The following is a 19,386-nucleotide window of genomic DNA, read 5'->3' as shown; positions in this document are numbered from 1 at the left end:
TATTGGACGGCGGGCGGATGCTAAGCGGTGTTGATGCCGGAAATGCGCGACAAGGTTGCAGCCAGCGCCAAATCGGTGAGCTTTTGCGTCGGAACGAAAAGGCCCGCGCGCGGCGGGCCTTTTCGCTTGCAGCAGGTTTTGCAGGTTCAGCCCAGTGCGGCTTCCAGCTGCGGCACCAGGGTGAACAGGTCGCCGACCAGGCCGATGTCGGCAATCTCGAAGATCGGCGCTTCGCCGTCCTTGTTGATCGCGACGATGGTGCCTGCGTCCTTGATGCCGGTCAGATGCTGGATGGCACCGGAAATGCCGATGGCCAGGTACAGCTCGGGCGAGATGATCTTGCCGGTCTGGCCGACCTGCATGTCGCTGGGCACGTAGCCCGCATCGACCGCGGCGCGCGAGGCGCCGACGGCAGCGCCGAGCTTGTCGGCCAGCTTGTAGATCACGCTGAAATTTTCCGCCGAACCGACACCGCGGCCACCGGACACGACGCGGCCTGCGCTCTGCAGGTCGGGACGGTCGCTCTTGCCCTGCTGCAGTTCGACGAAGCGCGTATGTGTCGGCAGTTCGGCGCTGATGCTCAGCGCTTCGACGGCAGCGCTGCCACCGGCTTCCGCCGCGGCGAACGAGGCTGTGCGCACAGTGCCGATCAGCGTGGCGGTTGCCGGAGCTTCCACGGTGATGATGGCGTTGCCGGCGTAGATCGGGCGCTTGAAGCTGTGCGCGCCCAGCACTTCGGCAATATCGGACACCTGGGCCACGCCTAGCAGTGCGGCAACGCGCGGAGCGAGGTCTTTGCCGAAGGTGGTCGACGGCGCCAGCACGTGGCTATAGCCCGCCGCGGCAGCGACCACCTGCGGCGCGTAGACCGCAGCCAGCGCATGCGCATTGGCCGTGTTGGCCACGGTCAGCACCTTGCCGACCCCGGCAATCGCGGCGGCTTCGGCGGCAATGGCGTCGGGCGCATCGGCCAGCACGAGGATGTCGATGCTTTCCGCATGGAACGCCTTGGCGCAGGTGACGCAGCGCGCGGTGCTGGAATTGAGCTTGCCGTTGAGGTGTTCGGCGACGATCAGAACTTTGCTCATGAACTTTATCCCGTTGGTTCTGCCCCGGCCGGCGCGATGCGCGGCAGCCCGGGCGGAGGAATTACACCAGGCCCTTGGTCTTCAGCAGCGCTACCAGTTCGGCCACGTCCTTGACCATCACGCCCTTGCTGCGCTTGGGCGGTGCGGCATAGGCAGTGGTCTTCAGGCTGTCGCCCGATTCCACGCCGAGGCTTTCCAGCGGAATGCTTTCCAGCGGCTTGCTTTTGGCCTTCATGATGTCGGGCAGCTTGGTGAAGCGTGGCTCGTTCAGGCGCAGGTCGGTGGTGATTACCGCGGGCAGATCGATCTCGATGGTTTCCAGGCCTGCGTCGACTTCGCGCGTGACCTTGGCCGTGCTGCCGGAAATCTCCACCTTGGAGGCAAACGTGGCTTGTGGACGGTTCCACAATGCGGCAAGCATCTGGCCGGTCTGGTTGCAGTCGTCGTCGATGGCCTGCTTGCCCAGGATGACCAGGTCGGGCTGTTCTTTCTCGATCAGCTTGAGCAGGGTGCGGGCGGCGGTCAGCGGCTGTATCGCTTCGCTGGTGACCACGTGGATGGCGCGGTTGGCGCCCATGGCGAGGCCGTTGCGCAGGTGCGCCTGGCAGTCGGCCGGGCCGATGGTGGCGACCACGACGTCGGTCGCGATGCCCTTCTCGCGCAGGCGCAGCGCTTCTTCCAGGGCAATTTCGTCGAAAGGATTGGCCGACAGCTTGACGCCTTCGGTGACCACACCGGAGCCGTCCGGTTTGACCTGGATGCGCACGTTGTAATCGACAACGCGCTTATAGCCGACGAGGATCTTCATGCAACGGATTCCGTTCTGGATGAGGGAAAGCGGCGCGGGCCGCGGCCGGAAAGCCGCTGATTCTACCGCGCCGGGCGGGCCGCGGCAGGTCAGTTGGTCCGGACAGCTTGCAGCCGCAGCAGGATGGCGGCGGCGAAACGGTCGGCTGAGCCGGCGCCGTGGGCGAAGAATAGGGAGGGCTCGCTGAGTTCAAGCTCCAGAAGACGCGGGCTGCCGCCGGCGTCCTGGATCAGGTCTACGCGCACGTACAGCAGCGGGTCTTGCGACGGAATCCGGGCCAGCGTTTCGCGCGCCAGCTGCATTTCCGCCGGGCTGGGCAGGCGCGCGGTGATGTGCTCCGCTGCGAACAGGGCGCGGGTGGAATCCTCGCCGCGGCGCAGCAGCGGCCCCTTGCGGATGGCATGGCTGAACTCGCCATTGAACCAGAGCAGCGCGGTCTCGCCGTGCTCGTCCACGCGCGCCAGATAGGGCTGCAGCAGCGCACTGCGGCCAGCGTCGAGCAGCCGCCGCAGATGCGCCAGGGCGGCATCGCGCGCGCTGGCCACATGGCGCTGCGCATCGCGCGAACCGGCGCCGACGCAGGGCTTGATCACGAATTCGAAGTCGTCCTGGCCGGACGCATACGCGGCGAGGAACGCATCCAGCGCGGCAGTGGCGTCGGCGCCGGGTTCGGCGAATTCGCCGGGCACCGTGGCGATGCCGGCGCCGGCCAGTTCGCCCAGGTAATGCTTGTCGGTATTCCAGCGCAGTATCGGCGGCGGATTGAGCAGCAGCGTCTGCGTGGCGGCACGCTCGGCCCAGGCGAGGAATTCGGCCAGGCGGTCGCTGTAGTCCCAGGGCGAACGCAGCAGCACGAGCGAATAGCGGCCCCAGTCGGCCTGTGCATCGTCCCAGTCGACCACGGCCACTTCGGCGCCGGCGCGCTGCAGCGCCTTGACCAGCGGCGGCAGGTCTTCGTCGAGATCGCGCGCGGCGCGGGCGGTGACCAGGGCGATATGCGGTGCGGACATGGCGGACTCCTTGCGCGTTGTGCGACCGCAGAGTCTAGCGCGACGTGGATGCTCTCCCGGGTTGGCACCGGCGAGTCCAGGTCAGGTGGCCCGGACTCGAGCAACTGCGCTGCCGCATCATTCCTTGCCTTGCGCGACACCAGCACCAGCGCTCCATGCGACAGAGCTCATCCAGCCAGTCCGTGCCCGCGCTGTACTGCACAGACCGACACACGAGTGCGCTGCTGGTGCAGTGCGCAAGCGGAGCGCCGGTGGCATCGCCAATATGGGCGAAGGTTCGAAGCTTGCGCTCAGGGGAGTCCAAGGATGGCCTGTTCCTCTCGCATTTGAATCTTGCCCTCGTCCTCCGGCGCGGAAGCGGGTTGAGACGGACAGTTCTGCAGCGCGCCAGCGTCATTGAACTTGATTTCGCCGCCATCGCGCGGGGTGGCGGAGGAAAACACCGGCAACGGAACGCTGTCCACATCGGGTCCGTCGCCTGCACCTGCGGAAGTGCTCCAGTAGATAGGTTGTGCAATGTCGCCCCAGAGCAGGCCGCGGCGTTTTTGTATCGGGTCGAAGCACCACGTATCCACGCCGGTTGGCGGCGGGCTTACGAAGCAGTTTTCGTAGGGTGTTGCGAGCACAGAAGGGGCTACGATTTCCTTGCTTGCCTGGCGATATTGTCCGCGCGTGAAAGACGAACGGAGCGAGGCGTGCGGCGACGTCTGCATCACAGGAACGGCGCGTATGGGGAATCGCTGGGTGGCGTTGTCCGGTCGGCCGACAATCAAGGCGAGCCGCAGATGGCCTGGCTGGGGTGGGATGCCCAACGCAACGGCGCCGCTGGCACCGGCAAAGCGGAACAGTAATTTCGAAGGAGAGCCCGCGCACGCATAAAATGAGTACACATTGCGCAACGGGTACGTCGCGAACTGCGGCATATAGTTCGTGCCATTCCAGAAATAGTCGGTGTTGTTCCAGAAGGAAACGAACGTCGGTTCGCTGACGTCGTACGTGCCCAGCGCGATGCCATCCGCTTCGGAACCTCTGAACAAGTCCTTGTGCTGAAATAGCGTCAACCCGCCATCAGGAACCGGTCGATGTCGCAGATGAGCTTCGGTGATTCGGAGTACGCGAGCAAGCGCAAGCGGACGCGCCGTGAGACGTTCCTGGCGGAGATGGAGCAGATCATTCCGTGGACGATTCTGCTGAACCTGATTGAGCCGGTGTATCCGAAGGCGGGTAACGGTCGGCCGCCGTATCCACTGAAGGCGATGCTGAAGGTTCATCTGATGCAGAACTGGTTCGGGCTGAGCGATCCGGCGATGGAAGAAGCGCTGTACGAGATCGCATCGATGCGCCAGTTCGCTGGTTTTTCGCTGACCAAGCCGATTCCGGACGAGACGACGATTCTGAACTTCCGTCGGTTACTGGAGACGTTCGAGCTGGCGCCGGAGATTCTGGCGCGGGTGAACGGGTATCTGTCGCGGAAAGGTCTGCTGCTCAAGCGGGGAACGATCGTGGATGCAACGATCATCTCGGCGCCGAGTTCGACCAAGAATGCCGAGGGAGAGCGTGATCCGGAGATGCATCAGACGAAGAAAGGCGAGCAGTGGTATTTCGGCATGAAGGCGCACATCGGTGTTGATGTAGATTCAGGCCTGGTGCACACGGTAACGACGACGGCGGCCAACGAGGCAGACGTCACTGAAGCGGAATACCTGCTACACGGCAAGGAGCAGGTGGTGTACGCGGATGCGGGCTATAGCGGTGCGGACAAGAGCGCTGCGCGCAAAGGTCTGGAGTGGAAGATTGCGCGCAAGCGCGGCAGCGTGAAGGCCATGCCGGAAGGGCGAGAGAAGCTGGTGATCGAGCAAGCGGAGAAGCAGAAGGCCAGCATCCGAGCGATGGGTGAGCATCCATTCCGTGTGGTGAAGCGCCAGTTCGGCTACGTGATGGTTCGCTTCAAGGGATTGGCGAAGAACACAGCGCAGGTCGTAACACTGTTCGCGCTATCGAATCTGTGGATGGCGAGAAAGCGATTGTTGGCGATGACGGGGAAGTTGCGTCCGCAGGTCGCTTGTTGAGGGCGAAAGGCCGCAAATTGCGGCCTTCGCGCTGCGATTCTTCCGAATTCGTGGTCAATTCCAGCGCGCACGGCGCGAAATAGCACTTTTGGCGCGTGGCGCTGACTTGTTCAGACCTTCCCTAAGCCCAACAGTGTCCATAGTGAGATCCGGTTCACTGTGAATTCCTTAGTCGGCAAACCAGCGTCAATGCATCGACGCAACGCCCATTGCACGAGCAATGGCCAAAAGCACGGCGACGAGCACGACGGCCCAAGGGAGCGTCAGCAGCCACCAGGGATTGTTCTGCCGAATCATCAGCGCTAGACCGCCGCCTACCGACAGTACCAACGACCCAATGTAGGCGTAGCCGTAAAGCGCGCCGACGCTCGGCGGATTGAAGGCGGACGGCGTTACGAAAGCGAAGACAACGACAGCGGTTGCCACAACATTCGCGGCAAGGACCATAGGCCCAAGCCAGCCGCCCAGGCCGCGTGGGCGAGCGCTTGCGGCCAAGCGGTCGGTGGGAGGGATGGGGGGGGCTTCGCGAAGCGGTGAGTTCATAGTTGCTTTCTCACATCGCATCGATGCGCCAGACGCCGGTGGCATCCCGCGTGAAGTGAATAGGATAGCCGCGCAACTTGCCGGAAACTTCGCGGACTGCCACCACGTCCGCTCCATCGAGTCCGAGGGTGCCATCGGCAAGTGTGCCAAGACCTGCGCCGGCAATGGGCATTTTCGCTCCCATCGCCGTGAAAAATGCCAGGAGTTTGGGGTGGAGCCCGCCGGTAACCGATCGCACGGCTCCGGCAGCGTCCTGCGCGACCAGCCTGGCTTTCAGGTTGGCATATACGGAGCAGACGTTCGTTCTTTGCTCTGCCAAGTCAACAGCGATGACCTTGCGGCTCACGATGCGATGGCTGTTGTCCGACAGCGTGATGTCGGCTGTTGCCGTATATACGCCTGGGCCTGCGTACATGGTCAGCGGGATGGGGCTTGAACCGTTGTAGTCGGGGGTTCTATCGGTGGAATAATCTATGATTATATTTTGTGCAGTCAACTCTAGGCCCGGGCGTAGGCGAATGGCAAAACCTACAGGTAGTGGCGCGAAGCCTGCATCCGCGTCGGCTTCCAACGTAGCGTCCGGTTCGATGCTGGATACACTGATCGTCGTACTGGCGGTTGCTGAAAGTCCATCGGGAGTCGTGGCCACCGCGGAAAGTTGGCTTGTTGTTGCGTCGAGCGTCAGCGTACGCGTCAGGAACGTGCCGTTGTAGACGTAGGCGCGTTCGCCATTCACGGCTACGCCGACGTTAGGCTGTCCGGAGATTGTGCCGCTGATTTGAACGTGCCGTCCGGTCAAGCTGCCGCCAGTAGGAGAGGTGATGCTGATAGTTGGGGCAATACCGCTCGCTGGCGCACCGACGTTACCGTAGGCAGGCCCCAAGCCGGTGCTGGTCGGACTGTTGAATCCATCCACAAAGATGACGTCGTAGACCGCGTTCTGAAGCCCGCAAATTTCCGCTCTCGTATCCTGAGGTATCCAAAAAATCAGGAAGCTAGCGGTCGCGGCTAAGAAAATGTAGAAAGGGTTGAAAAACTGTGCGATGACTTATGTGCGTGATTTCAAGCACAACGGCGGAATGCTGGAGGGAAGAGGGCACATCGTTTGGACTCTGAATACTGTCGCATGAAGCGTGGGCAGACCGGCGTAAATCCAATTGAGCCGATGCTATCACGGAATTTTCGGAGCTATGCGTACGTTTCGGTATTGATGAATTTTCCATTTGAAGTTGTCGAGCGGATCGTTGCAACAACAATCTGTAAAAAAAACCGGCGCGAGGCCGGTTTCTTTTTGTGCGTTTCCAATCCTAGCTATTCCTTGCGCAATACCAGCACCGGCGAAGTACGCGCAATGCGCCGCGTACCGAGCCAGCCGGCGAAGGTGACCAAGGCCACCGCCGCGACTACGCCGATGGCGAACGACAGCAGCGGCGGATGCCAGGCGATGCGGAAAACGCCGCGGCCCAGCGACAGGCCTGCGCTGATTGCACCGAGGGCCGCGATCAGGCCGGCGATCAGGCCGAGCAGGGCAAATTCGCCGAGTACCGTGGACAGCAGCTGTCCACGCTTTGCGCCCAGCGTGCGCAGCAGCGCGGTCTCGAAGCGGCGCTCCTCCGCACTCACGTTCAGGGCGGCAATCAGCACCAGCAGGCCGGCCAGCAGGCTGAAGCCGAGTACTGCCATCACGGCGCTGCTGACGCGATCGATGATGTCGCGCACGCGGTCGAGAATCGCGTTGATGTCGATCATCGACAAATTGGGAAATTGCCGCGAAATACTGCGCAGTTCCACCGTTCGTTCCGCCGGCAGCCAATAGCTTGCGATCAGGCTGTGCGGCAGTTCGGCTGCAGTGGCCGGATCGAGCAGGACGAAGAAATTCACCCGGAACGAGGTCCAGTCGACCTGGCGGATGCTGCTGATCTGTGCATCGATGCGGCGGTCGCCGATGGTGAAACTCAGCGTGTCGCCGAGTTTCAGACCAAGCATGTCGATCCACATCTGCTCTACCGAAATCTGCGGCGCGGTGGCCTTGCCGTCGAACCAGGCGCCGCCCTTGAGCACATTGGATTCGGGCAGGGCAGGGCTCCAGGACAGTCGCGTCTCGCCGTTGATCCAGCCGGCGGCGCGGCGGTCTTCGTAGTCTTCCGCACGCGGAGCCTTGCCGTTGATGGCGACGAGTTTGCCGACGGCCAGCGGCAACACATTCAAATTTTTCGCGCCGAGGTTTTGCAATTGCGTTTCCACGCTGGTGCGCTGTTCGGTCTGCAGATTGAGCAGGAAATGGTTCGGCGTCTGCGGCGGCAGGTCGGCGCGCCAGGCGGCGAGCAGGCCGGGGCCGACGACGGCGAGCAGCAGCAGTGCGGTAAAGCTCAATGCCAGTGCCGTGGCCTGGATCAGGCTCAGGCCGCGGCGACGGGCCAGATTGGCCAGGCCAAAACGCAAGGCCCCCGGCAGGCTGCGGCCCAGGCGGCGCAGCAGCACGATCAGCAGCAGGCCGGCGCAGACCGTGGCCGCGGTAACGCCGAGCAGGCTGCCGGCCAGTGCCGACGCAATGGTGCTATTTCCACTTTGCGTCATGATCAGGCCGAACGCGACCGCAGGCGGCAGCAGGTACAGCAGGTCGAAACGGCGCGGACGCAGGCCGACCGCGCGCTGGAATACACGCATCGGCGGCACGTCGCGCAGGCGCGCCAGCGGCGGCAGGGCGAAGCCGACCAGCACGGCCAGGCCAACCGCGATCGCCGCGAGTGCCGGCAGCAGGCTGGTTGCCGGCGCCGCGGCGGGCAGCAGGTTGCCGGCGTAGTTCAGCACGATCTGCTGCAGTAGCAGGCCGATGCCGGCGCCGGTCAGGCAGGCGGGCAGGCCGAGCATCAGCACGGTCAGGCTCAGGCTGGCGAGTACGCGGTGCTTGCCCAGGCCAAGCGCGCGCAGCAGGGCGACCTCGTCGATCTTGCGTCGCGCATAACGCTGCGCCGCGAGGGCGACGGCGATGCCGGACAGCAGGGCCGACAGCAATGCGGCCAGGCGCAGGAAGGATTCGCCGCGCTCGAATGCGGTGCGCAGGTTCTGCTGTGCCTCGGCCACGGTGACGAGTTGCGCGCCGTCTTTCAGGTTTGCCTTGGCGAAAGCCTGGAATTGCGCCAGCGCGGCCGCATCGCCAGCCAGCATCAGCTTGTGCCGCGCGCGGCTGCCGACGCCGAGCAGGCCGCTGGACTGGGCATCGTCCAGCGCCACGATCAGCCGCGGCGCCAGCGAAAACATCTGCCCGCCGTCGGGCTGGCGCAGGATTTCGCCGGCGATGGTCAACGGCTTGCCGGCGAGTTCCAGCGAGTCGCCGAGCTTGAGGCCCAGCGCATTGATCAGCAGTCCGTCCGCGTAGGCCTGGCCGGGGCCGGGTGCGTTGACGTCGCGCTCGCTGCCGTCGCTGCCGCGGATGCGCAGCACGCCGCGCAGCGGATAGCTCGCATCGGTGGCGCTGACCTGGGCCAGCTGGCTCTTGCCGTCGGCAAACACCACGCTGGGAAATTCGGCGCTGCGGTTCTGCTGCAGATTCAGGCGTTGTGCTTCGGCGGAAAACTCCGGCGCAATCTCGCGCCGCGCCGATACGCCGAGATCGCCGCCGATCAGTTCGGCCGCACTCGCCACGATGGCACGTTCCACCCGCTGGCCCAGCGTGGCCACGGCGGTGAGCGCGGCCACGGCCAGCACCAGCGCCGCAGCCAGCGTGCGCAATTCGCCATGGCGGAATTCGCGCCGCAGCGCGCGCGCGGCAAAGCGGAAGATATTCATGCGGCCTCGTCCACGCGGCGACCGCCGTCCAGGCGCACCACATGGCGGCAGCGCTGGGCCAGATTCAGATCGTGGGTGACCAGGATGAGCGTAGTGCCGCGCGCCTGGTTGAGATCGAACAGCAGATCCGAAACCGCGCGGCCGGTGCGCGCATCCAGGTTGCCGGTCGGCTCGTCGGCGAACAGCAGCCGCGGCGAATGCACGAAGGCGCGCGCAATCGCCACGCGCTGCTGCTCGCCGCCGGACAACTGGTGCGGATAGTGGTGCAGGCGTTTTTCCAGGCCTACCGAAGCGAGTGCCTGCTGCGCTGCGCTGCGTGCATCACCGCCGCTGTCTTCCAGCTCCAGCGGCAGCATCACGTTTTCCTCGGCGGTCAGTGCCGGCAGCAGGTGGAAGCTCTGGAACACGAAACCGATGCGGCGGCGGCGCAGGGCCGCACGCGCTTCTTCGTCGAGCCGGTTCAGATGACTGCCGTCAAGCACGATGTCGCCGCTGTCGGGGTTGTCCAGGCCGGCGAGCAGCCCCAGTAACGTGGTCTTGCCCGAGCCCGACGCGCCGACGATGGCCAGCGTCTCGCCGGTGGGAACCGTAAGGCTGACTGAATCGAGAATCTGCAAATGGCCGTCGGGGCCGGCTACGGCTTTGCTAACATCGCTGGCACTCAATATCACATCGGCGGACTGCGGCATGCGTCGTTTCCTGATTTTGGTTTTATTGCTTGTTCCACTTTTCTGTTTCGCTGCACCGGCCGCGAAAACCGGCACGGTGCTGGTGCTGGGCGATTCGCTCTCCGCCGCCCACGGCATTGCCGCGGACGCCGGCTGGGTCACCTTGCTGCAGCAGCGCCTGGCCAGGCAGACGCCGACGCGTGCGGTGGTGAACGCCTCCATCAGCGGCGAGACCAGCGCTGGCGGCCTGGCCCGCCTGCCCCGGCTGCTGGCCGAACACAAGCCTGCCCTGGTGCTGCTGGAGCTTGGTGCCAACGACGGCCTGCGTGGCCTGCCCTTGAGCGAACTGCGCGCCAACCTGGTGCAGCTGTTGCAGCACGTCCGCGCCGCCAAGGCGCAGGCCGTGCTGCTGGGTATCGAACTGCCGGTGAACTACGGACCGCAGTACCGCGACGGCCTGCGTCAGCTGTATCGGGACGTGGCGGTTGAATTCAATGTGCCGCTGGTCCCGTTCCTGCTCGAGGGCGTGGCGCTGGACCCGAACCTGATGCAGGACGACGGCCTGCACCCGACGGCGGCCGCCCAGCCCAAGCTGCTGGAGACGGTGTGGACGGTACTTGCCGCGCAGTTGTAGCAGGTTTGTTTTAGGGCGGAATTAGCCCGCGCGACAGCAGGCGCCAGACGCTGCGGCAGGCCGCGTCAGGGGCCGCCGGCAGGTCTGCAATCCGCTGCGACACTGTTCACGCCGCCATCACCGGAGCGCCGCCACTCTTCACAAATGTGAAGACCCACTTGGCCGCCTGGGAGGCACGATGAAGCAGCGCGAGGAACCGGCAGGACTGATCCTGCTGATCGAAGACAATCGCGGCATCGCCGAGATGGTCGGCGAGTACCTGGAGCGCCGCGGCTACGGCATCGACTACGCCACGGACGGGCTGACCGGCCTGCGCCTGGCCACCAACAACAGCTACGACGTGATCGTGCTCGATCTGATGCTGCCTGGCATGGACGGCATCGACCTGTGCCGCCGCCTGCGCAACGAAGCGAAGAAATCCACGCCGGTACTGATGCTGACCGCGCGCGACACACTGGACGACAAGCTGGTCGGGCTGGATGCGGGCGCCGACGACTATCTGGTCAAGCCATTCGAGATCCGCGAACTGGAAGCGCGCGTGCGTGCGCTGATCCGGCGCGACCGCCGCCTGGTCAGCGCCGAAGTGCTGAAAGTATCCGACCTGGTACTGGACACCGCCACCCTGCGCCTGACGCGGGCTGGCCAGGAACTGGTCGTCTCGCCGATCGGTATCAAGCTGCTGACCATCCTGATGCGCGAATCGCCACGCGTGGTCAGCCGGCGCGACATCGAGCGCGAGATCTGGGGCGACACCTTGCCCGATTCCGATACCTTGCGCTCGCACCTGTACAACCTGCGCAAGATCATCGACAAGCCGTTCCAGCAGCAGCTGCTGCATACCATCCACAGCGCGGGCTATCGCCTGGCCGATCTCGATGCGGAGCTGGCCGCAAGCAGCCAGGCCTGATCGATGCGGCGGCCGGCTGGCATTCGACGCAAGATCTGGGTCGTCTTCGTACTGCAACTGGCGGCGATCAGTTTCGCTACCGTGGTCGGCGTCTACGGCGCCGCCACGATACTGGAAGACCTGCTGATCAAGCAGGCGCTGAAAGACGAGGCGCAGCACTATTTCCGCCGCTTGCAGGAGCGGCCGGCGGCGGAGCTGCCGAATACCTACAACCTGCGCGGCTACCTGATCGCCGACGAGGCGCAGCGCCCGGGCCTGCCCGAGGAACTGCGCCCGCTGGGCGCGGGCTACCACCATGTGCGCGGCGGCGGCCGCAACGAACTGGTGTACGTGAGCCAGGCCGAGCAGGGCTGGCTGTTCCTGGTGTTCAGTCAGGAACAAGTGCACAAATTGGCATTCCTGTTCGGCTTCGTGCCGCTGACGGTGGTGCTGCTGATCATCTATCTCACCACCTGGCTGACCTATCGCGCCTCGCGCAAGGCCCTGTCGCCGGTAGTGGCGCTGGCCAGCGTAGTCCGCGACTGGGACCCCAAGCAGCCCGACCTGGCCGCGCTCGACCTGGACAACCTGCCCGGCGATGTCGACCACGATGTGGAAGTGCTGTCGCGCGCCTTGCACAGCTTCGCCACGCGCATCGACGAATTCGTCGAGCGCGAGCGCAATTTCACCCGCGATGCCAGCCACGAATTGCGCAGCCCGCTGACTGTGATCAAGCTTGCCGCCGACGTGCTCGACGACGAGGAGCAGCTGACCGCCTTCGCGCGCCGTTCCGTGCGCCGTATCCGTGCGGCCACGCGCGACATGGAAGCGCTGATCGAAGCCTTCCTGATCCTGGCGCGGGAATCCGATACCGGCCTGCCGGAAGAAGATTTCCTGATCGGTGAACTGGTGGCTGACGAAATGGAACAGGTGCGGCCGCTGCTGGAAAACAAGCCGGTGCACCTGGTCCTGCAGCGCGACGGCGATTTCTGCCTGCACGCGTCGCCGCGCGTATTGTCGGTGGTGGTGGGGAACCTGTTGCGCAACGCCTGCCACTACACCGAACACGGCCGCGTCGTCGTCACCATCGGCAAGGATTTCGTGCGCGTCGAAGACACGGGCGTAGGCATGAGCGACGACGAACTCGCCCACGTCTTCCAGCCGTTCTACCGCGCCGAGCGCAGCCAGCGCGGCGGCCATGGCGTAGGTCTGACCATCGTCAAGCGCCTGTCCGACCGCTTTGCCTGGCCGCTGCAGATCCAGAGCGTACTGGGCCAGGGCACGGTTGCGACGGTGCAGTTCCCCGCCGCGATATCGCCTGGCGATGGCGATTCGCCTTGCGATCCGGTGCAGGGTTGAGTCTCGCCGCTCGGCAGCGCGATGTGGGCCGATAGGGCGCCGATGCCGATGAGCACAGCGAATTGCGCCGCGTAATGCGTGCGACGGAGGCCGGCTGCGATGCCTGGCGGTGCAATTCGCGTTGCTCATCGAACCCTGCGGGTAACCGCGCTGCGCTGTGGCAGGGCGCTGACGAGCGCAGCGAATTGCGCCGCCAGCCAGTGGGACGAAGGAATTTCGCCTGCCTCGCGGTGCTGGCGCTCGCGGTGAACGCACTCTGAAAAAGTGCGCCGCTAGTCCTCGACCAGGCCTGTTTCCACCGCCCGCGCCGGGTTGGCGAAGATCGCCATCGCCGTGCGCATGCGCTTGAAGCCGAGTTTCAGATAGAAGCCTTCCTTGCCCGGATTCGCATACAGAATGATCTTGCGATGTCCGGCGGAAAGATCGCGCAGCCGCGTAACGATGTCGCGGCCCAGGCCTGTGCCCTGGTATTGCGGATGTACGGCGACGTCGCAGATATACGAACAATCGACGCCGTCGGCCAGTGCCCGCCCGACCCCGGCCAGTATGCCGTCGGCGTAGACGAAGCAGGTATAGCGGCTGTTGCCGAAGGACGTTCGCAGGTCGGCGGGTTTCTTCTCGCCCAAGGGGGCGATGCGATAGAGATTGGACAGTTCGTCCCAGTCGACGCTGTCGCTATCGAGTTTCCATTCCATCGTTGTCACCTCAATACGTCGTTTGGGGTAAGCCGCCAGGCGCACCCCAACATCGAGGAGTTCCCGCAACAAAAGCCTGTGCCGGAGGAACGCTTTGCTTGTGTTCCGGCGACGGGCCTTCCTTCGGCATGGGCTGTTTGATGGTGATATACCCCGGTGTTGGGCGCACCTGCGGCTTGTCCCAACCTACGATTTCTCTTTTTCTTCATTTTTCCAGGCGGTAATTCAGCCCTGCGCGGTTTTCCGTCGTCGCGTTCTGCGCTTCCAGCTCCCACATGCGCGACAGCTTGTAGCGCAGGGTGATGACTTCGCCGGGAGTGAAGATGCCGACGCCGTAGCTCAGGTACAGTTTGGGAGAAAGATACTTGCCCACGGTAAGAGCAGCACCGCCCAGGGCCGCGTTGTCGCTGACGCCGGCATCGACGCCCAGGCGCGCGCCTATGCCCTTGGCGAGCAGGTCGCCGGTGGCGGAACCCAGCGCCTGTGCGGCCGCGCCGACCAGGTCGCCTTCGCCGCTCTTCAGTGCCGACAGCGGCCGTCCGGTGATCAGGTAGGAAAGTGCTTCGGACTGTTCCATCGCCGGCTCGGAGAACACCGTCAGTACCGGCACCTGGGCCGTGCCCTGTACGCGCAGGCCGGCGGTGACTTCCTTGAGTTCGCGCACGGCCTTGAGGTCGAGGCCGGGGTTGTCGATTGCGGTACCGGCGAACAGCAGGCGGCCGGTCTGGATTTTCAGATCCTGGCCGTAGGCCTTGTAGGTGCCGCCGACGCGGATTTCGCCGCGGCCTATGGTCTGGCGGCCAGGGCGCTCGACCACGACCAGCTGGCCCTTGAGGTCGCCGTCGAGGCCGAAGCCCTTGAGCTTGACGTCGTCGCCCAGGCGCAAGGTGATGTCGGCGGTCACGGGCAGGGCGTCCTTGCTGTCGACCTTGTCCGCGTCGACGATGATCACGTCGGGCGAGGTCTTGGCCGCACCGCCGCCGGGCAGCTTGGTCAGGTCGATGTCGGCCTTGGGCATGCCGACTTCGCCACTGGCGTAGAGGCCTTGTGCATTGCGCTTGACGCTGAGCTTGGGCGCGACGATGACGTGGGCGGCGGGAATGTCGGCGGCGAGGAAATCCTGGCCTTCGATGTTCACTTCCAGCGGTGCGTCGTCGGCCAGGCCGCCGTTGCCGGATACGTTCAGGCGGCCCTTGCCCGAGCTGACGCCGCCGCTGACGACGATGCGCCCGGCGCCGTCGATGTCGACGCCGACCTTGCCGTCGACCAGCTTGAGTCCGGCCTCGGGGATTTCCGCGGCGAAGCCGTCCAATCCGACTGTGCCGCTGAGCGCGGGTTTGGCGACGGTGCCGGAGAGGTTGATGCGGCCGTCGACGCGGCCCTTCACATTCACCACTTCGGCCGACAACAATTCCACAAAGGAAATGCTCCCCAGGGCGATCTGGATCTGCCCCGACAGGGCCTGCTCGGCACCGTCGACGGCGATGTTGCCGTCGATGCGGCCGTTGTCGGACAGCTGCGCCTGCAGCGTGATGCGCTGCTGCTGCGGCGCGAGCGTGGCGCTGAGGCTGAGGTTGTCGTATTGCAGCAGCGCTTGCTCGGGCCGGTCCGGATAGGCGATGCGGCCCTGCGCCGAGGCTATGCGCGCGCTGCCGTTGAGTTCGCCCTTGGCACTGCGGCGCACATCGCCTTCGCCGTTGATCTCGCCGTCGAGGCGGAAGGTGGCGTCGGGCGAGGCGAGGGCCGCCAGCATGGCCAGCGGCAGGCGTTCGATGCGATAGCTGCCCTGGGCGCTGCCGTCGGCCGCCTGGTTGCCGGCGACGCAGAGCTTGGGGCCGTTGGCGACCAGGCACAGGTCGCCCAGCTTGGCCACGCCGGCCTGCCAGGACAGGCTGGCCGGCGCGTCGAGATTCCACTCGGGCTGGTCTTTCAGGGCCAGCTTGAGCTGGTTCAGCGTGCCGCTCCAGTTTTCGCCGGCCAGCGCGCCGCGCAACTGCAACTGCGCCGACAGCGCATCGCCGCGGGCGTTGAGCACGAGTTCGTGCGCGCTGCGGTCGCCCTTGCCGTCGAGGCTGACGCGGTCGAATTGCTGTCCGCCGGCGGTCACGCCGGTGGCGAGCAGTTCGAGGTTGCCGCGCGGCGCGCCGATGTCGGCGACATCGACATTCACTTCCAGCGAGGTGGCGCGATTCTGCTCAAGCACCAGGTTCTGGCCGTTGAGATTGCCGCTCAGGCCCAAGGCCGGCCATTTGCCCTTGAGCTGGAACTGGCCGCGCACGCGGCCCTGTGCCTGGGGCAGCACGTCGGCGAGCGAGGCGATGCTGAAGCCGATCTGCGCGTCGGTGGTGTTCTTGCCGCCACGGCCCTGGATGGCGAGGTTGCTCTGGCCCGAGGCCAATGCCAGGGTGCCGTCGACGACGAACTCCGGTGCGATCTTCAGATCGGCGGTGCCGCTGACCGGGCGCTGGCGCAGGCTGCCATCGAGCTTGTCCAGCTTGAGCGTGGCACTGATGCCTTTTTCTTCGCTGCGGCCTTCGCTGGCCAGCGTGAAGTTCAGCGCGCCGGGCCATTCCGGCGCAAATGCCCCGGGATCGAGCTGGCTGGCCTGTACGTCGAGTTTCCAGCCGAGTACCGGCTTGAGCAGCACGTCGCCGCTGGCCAGCAGGAAGCCGGCCTTCGCCTGCTGTTTTTGCTCGATGCGCACTTCGCGCAGGTGGACGATATCGCTGCTGCCGTTGACGGCGAGCGCGATGTCCATGGGCTTGCCGGGCTGGCCCAGCTGCAGCTGGCCCTTGACGGTGTACTTTTCCGCATTGCCGGCAAAGTCCACCTGGCCCTGGCTGGCCAGTTCCTGGCCGGCGAGTTCCGCCGGCAGCAGTACGTCGGTCCAGCCGAGCTTCAGGTCCGCACTGCCGGCCTGCTCGCCCAGTGGTACCTGCCCGCTGAGTTTCAGTTCGCCGCGCACATCGCTGGCGCGCAGCGCCAGCGATTCGATGGTCAGCTGAGTCGCATCCAGGGTGTAGACGGCAGGGCCGACCAGCACACGGCGCTGGTCGATATCGACGGTGCCGCCGAATTCGCCGCGTTTGGTGCTGAATTTGCCGGCGATATCCAGCGCCAGCGATTTCAGCGTGCTGTCCTTGAGCAGCAATTTCGGATCGAACGCCGGCGCCTGCACGCGCACGTCCCAGTCGCGCTGGTCCAGTGCAATGCCGCCGCCGGCACTGGCTGCGCTGGCGGTGAGCACGATGGGTTGCGCCAGCGCGACCGAGAGCCTGGGCGAATTGCCGTCGTTGCCGAAATCCAGGGTGCCAGCGTAATCGGTGCCGTCGAGCTGCCAGCGGAAGCGGCCCTTGGCATTGCCGCGGTAGTCGCTGAAGGACTGCAGGTCGGCGTCGAGATCGACTTCGCCCTGTTTTGCACGCAGGGCGAGCTGCTTGACGACAAGTCCGCTGGAACCCCACCAGGCGTTGGCGGAGAAACTGTCGGCATCGAAGACGGGCTGGCTGTCGTGGCTGACGGCAATGCGTTCCAGCAGCACGCGGTCGACGCGGATGTCCAGCGGTGGCTGCAGGCTGAATGGTTCGTTCGAAGCGGGCTGCGGCGGCTGCGTGGCCGTGGCTACGACGATGTCGCTGGCTTCGAGGTTTTCCACATGGGCGGTTTTCGACAGCAGAGCAAGAATGGCCACGTCCAGCGTGACCTTGCCGACCTGCGCGTCGACGCCGGCGTCGCGCCAGCGCACCTGGTGCAGTACCAGCGGTCCGGCCAGCTTGCCTTCGCTGGAACCGATGCTGAGCTTGCCCGCCGTGGCGCCCAGCGCCCGGTCCAGTGCGAAACGGGCGCCTGATTCGGTCTGCAGCAGCCAGAGCAGGCCCAGTGCCAGCACCAGCAGCAGGGCGGCAACGGCGCCGATGATCCATTTCAGCCAGCGCTTCACAGGTCAGGTCCTATGACGAGGTGGATCTGCACGCCGTCCTTGGGCTCGCGCAGCGGTACGCCCAGGTCGAAGCGCAGCATGCCTACCGGCGAACGCCAGCGCAGGCCTATGCCGGTGCCTATCTTGGGATGGAACTTGGTGCCGGAAAACGCGTCGCCAGCGTCCACAAAGGTGGCTATGCCCCATTTGCTGCGAAAGTAATATTCGTACTCGGCGCTCGCCGCGATCAGGTGCTTGCCGCCGATCACGACGGGGGCCTTGGTCGGATCGACGATCCGTTCCGGCCCGACCGTCTGGTAGGCATAGCCGCGGATGGAGCGGTCGCCGCCGGCGAAGAAGCGCAGGTCCGGCGGCAGCACGTCGAATTTGTCCACCCAACTGGTGCCGACGCTGCCGCGCAGGATCAGGCGCTGGCGCGGCTGCAGGGCGCGTATCCATTTCACGTCGCCGCGCAGCTGCACGAAGTTGGTATCCGACAGCACGCCTTCGGCGGCGGCGCGGGCGAGCAGGCTGAGCGAGTAGCCGCGGCGAACGAACAGCGGGTCGTCGGCGCGCTTGCGCGTGAGCGCGGCTTCCGGATAGAGGATGGTGGAGTTGCCGCGGAAAGCCACTTCCTTGCGGTCGCCGATCTCGAAATCGCCGGTCTGGAAATGCAGGCCGAGGTTGCGCGTGAAGCCCATCCACTGGCGCGTTTCGCTGGCCACCAGGGTGGTGATTTTTGAGCGCGTGGTCTTGGTGTTCTCGTCGCGGTAGTTGATGCCGTAGTTGAGGCTGCGGTTGTCCGGGCCGGGCAGCGGTATCTGGTACAGGGCCGAGGCGGTCTTCAGGCGCTGGGCGACGATGACTTCGCTCTTGAGCTTGTGGCCGCGCCGGTTCATCCAGCGCCGGTCCAGCCCGCCGCGTACGCCGAAGCCGGTATCGGTGCCGACGAAGATGCCGCCGGTATAGATGCTGCGCTTGGCCGGTGCCAGGGTGACCTTGATCGGCACCACGCCGTCGGCGGCGTTCTCGATGTCGGGGTTGACGTCGACGATGGAGAAATAGTCGGCGTCGTTGAGGCGCTGCTGCAGCGCCAGCAACTGGTCTTGTGTATAGAAATCGCCTTCGTTCCAGGGCTGGTAGCGCAGCAGGAATTCGACGGGAAACTGCGCGCCTTCGTAACTGGTCTTGCCGATGCGGTAGCGCTGGCCGGGTTCCCAGGCCAGGCTGATGGCTGCCTTGTGGTCGCTGCGGCTGACTTCGACGCGGTGCGTCTTGAGCTTGGCATCGAGGAAGCCGTCGGCGAACAGGGCAGCCTGGATCACCGCCTTGCCGCGCTCGTAGGCGGCGTGGTTCATGGGCTGGCCAAGCTTGGGCTCGAACGCGCGCAGTGCGCTGCGTACGGATTTGAGCTGGCGTGCCTCGCCGTCGAGTTTCAGATCCAGCGTGGTGACGCTGACGGGGTCGCCGGTGGTGACGTTGATGGTCGCGGTCCAGCCCTGCGGTGTCTCCTTCAGATCGCCGCTGACTTTGGCGTCGTAGTAGCCGTAAGGCTCCAGCGCCGCGGCGATCTGCGCCGGAGCACGCTCGTACAGGCGGCGTGCCTGCGCGGCGCTGACTTCGCGGCCGGCGTACTGGTTCAGATCCAGTCCGGCCAATGCGGCCAGCTTGAGTTCGCCGTCGATGCCGCCGACGGTGGTGGTGATGGTGGCGGCACTCGCGCCGGTACCGCACAACAGCAGCAGCCAGGCCGTACGCGCAGCGATGTGCGCAATGGCGGCCGCGGGCCGGCTGGCGGCTGGCGTGCTCAGGGGCGCGCCGGGCAGCGAGGTCGGGTAGTCCTTCTCGGGCATGCTTCCGATCCGTGCAAACGAGTCGATCTTATAGCAGGGTCGGTGTTTGGCCGGCACCCGCTGCG

General features: G+C 65.2%; 15 protein-coding genes. 4 read left to right on the top strand and 11 right to left on the bottom strand.

Going from position 1 to position 19,386, the window contains the following annotated elements; translation table 11 throughout:
• Positions 1 to 146: 146 nt before the first annotated feature.
• The 4 genes from DFR29_RS16785 to DFR29_RS16770 all read right to left on the bottom strand — a co-directional run bounded on the left by DFR29_RS16785 (position 147) and on the right by DFR29_RS16770 (position 3,943).
• A complete protein-coding gene (locus tag DFR29_RS16785; RefSeq protein WP_133819765.1) occupies positions 147 to 1,088 on the bottom strand; it encodes an electron transfer flavoprotein subunit alpha/FixB family protein in 942 nt (313 codons plus the stop codon).
• Positions 1,089 to 1,149: 61 nt separating this feature from the next.
• Complete coding sequence (locus tag DFR29_RS16780) at positions 1,150 to 1,896, bottom strand: electron transfer flavoprotein subunit beta/FixA family protein (RefSeq protein ID WP_133819764.1); 747 nt, start codon at positions 1,894 to 1,896, stop codon at positions 1,150 to 1,152.
• An 89-nt stretch (positions 1,897 to 1,985) separates the two neighbouring features.
• Positions 1,986 to 2,906, bottom strand: a complete 921-nt coding sequence (locus DFR29_RS16775; protein ID WP_133819763.1) for an ATP-grasp domain-containing protein — start codon at positions 2,904 to 2,906, stop codon at positions 1,986 to 1,988.
• A gap of 290 nt (positions 2,907 to 3,196) precedes the next feature.
• Complete coding sequence (locus tag DFR29_RS16770; protein ID WP_133819762.1) at positions 3,197 to 3,943, bottom strand: hypothetical protein; 747 nt, start codon at positions 3,941 to 3,943, stop codon at positions 3,197 to 3,199.
• Between the two features lie 45 nt (positions 3,944 to 3,988).
• Here DFR29_RS16770 and DFR29_RS16765 point away from each other — a divergent pair, with 45 nt between their 5' ends.
• Complete coding sequence (locus DFR29_RS16765; protein ID WP_133819761.1) at positions 3,989 to 4,975, top strand: IS5 family transposase; 987 nt, start codon at positions 3,989 to 3,991, stop codon at positions 4,973 to 4,975.
• Positions 4,976 to 5,161: 186 nt separating this feature from the next.
• On the opposite strand, the gene DFR29_RS16760 is transcribed toward DFR29_RS16765, so the two are convergent.
• The 4 genes from DFR29_RS16760 to DFR29_RS16745 all read right to left on the bottom strand — a co-directional run bounded on the left by DFR29_RS16760 (position 5,162) and on the right by DFR29_RS16745 (position 9,996).
• Positions 5,162 to 5,422: a hypothetical protein gene (locus DFR29_RS16760; protein ID WP_133819760.1), complete on the bottom strand. Its 261-nt coding sequence runs from the start codon at positions 5,420 to 5,422 to the stop codon at positions 5,162 to 5,164.
• Positions 5,423 to 5,528: 106 nt separating this feature from the next.
• Positions 5,529 to 6,434: a hypothetical protein gene (locus DFR29_RS16755; protein WP_243746086.1), complete on the bottom strand. Its 906-nt coding sequence runs from the start codon at positions 6,432 to 6,434 to the stop codon at positions 5,529 to 5,531.
• 395 nt (positions 6,435 to 6,829) lie between these two features.
• Positions 6,830 to 9,307, bottom strand: a complete 2,478-nt coding sequence (locus tag DFR29_RS16750) for an ABC transporter permease (protein ID WP_133819758.1) — start codon at positions 9,305 to 9,307, stop codon at positions 6,830 to 6,832.
• A complete protein-coding gene (locus DFR29_RS16745; protein ID WP_133819757.1) occupies positions 9,304 to 9,996 on the bottom strand; it encodes an ABC transporter ATP-binding protein in 693 nt (230 codons plus the stop codon). The genes DFR29_RS16750 and DFR29_RS16745 overlap by 4 nt, the downstream gene beginning before the upstream one ends.
• Between DFR29_RS16745 and DFR29_RS16740 the strand changes: the two genes are divergently transcribed.
• The 3 genes from DFR29_RS16740 (at position 9,995) to DFR29_RS16730 (ending at position 12,854) form a co-directional block, all read left to right on the top strand.
• Entirely contained in the window at positions 9,995 to 10,609 is a 615-nt protein-coding gene (locus DFR29_RS16740; RefSeq protein WP_133819756.1) for an arylesterase, read from the top strand. The genes DFR29_RS16745 and DFR29_RS16740 overlap by 2 nt on opposite strands.
• Positions 10,610 to 10,787: 178 nt before the next feature.
• Entirely contained in the window at positions 10,788 to 11,516 is a 729-nt protein-coding gene (locus DFR29_RS16735) for a response regulator transcription factor (RefSeq protein WP_133819755.1), read from the top strand.
• Positions 11,517 to 11,519: 3 nt separating this feature from the next.
• Positions 11,520 to 12,854, top strand: coding sequence for a sensor histidine kinase (locus DFR29_RS16730; RefSeq protein WP_133819754.1), 1,335 nt, complete (start codon positions 11,520 to 11,522; stop codon positions 12,852 to 12,854).
• Positions 12,855 to 13,126: 272 nt separating this feature from the next.
• Here DFR29_RS16730 and DFR29_RS16725 read toward each other — a convergent pair whose 3' ends face one another.
• From DFR29_RS16725 to DFR29_RS16715, 3 genes are all read right to left on the bottom strand, one after another.
• Complete coding sequence (locus tag DFR29_RS16725) at positions 13,127 to 13,549, bottom strand: GNAT family N-acetyltransferase (protein ID WP_133819753.1); 423 nt, start codon at positions 13,547 to 13,549, stop codon at positions 13,127 to 13,129.
• Between the two features lie 205 nt (positions 13,550 to 13,754).
• The gene (locus DFR29_RS16720; protein ID WP_133819752.1) at positions 13,755 to 17,489 is read right to left on the bottom strand and encodes a translocation/assembly module TamB domain-containing protein; all 3,735 of its coding nucleotides are present in this window, start codon (positions 17,487 to 17,489) and stop codon (positions 13,755 to 13,757) included.
• Entirely contained in the window at positions 17,486 to 19,321 is a 1,836-nt protein-coding gene (locus DFR29_RS16715) for an autotransporter assembly complex protein TamA (RefSeq protein ID WP_133819751.1), read from the bottom strand. Before DFR29_RS16715 ends, DFR29_RS16720 begins: the two co-directional genes overlap by 4 nt.
• Positions 19,322 to 19,386 lie beyond the last annotated feature (65 nt).

The organism is Tahibacter aquaticus (assembly GCF_004363655.1).
GTDB classification, from domain to species: Bacteria; Pseudomonadota; Gammaproteobacteria; order Xanthomonadales; family Rhodanobacteraceae; genus Tahibacter; species Tahibacter aquaticus.
The sequence above is the reverse complement of the archived record's forward strand: the minus strand, read 5'-3'. Positions and strand labels throughout refer to the sequence as shown.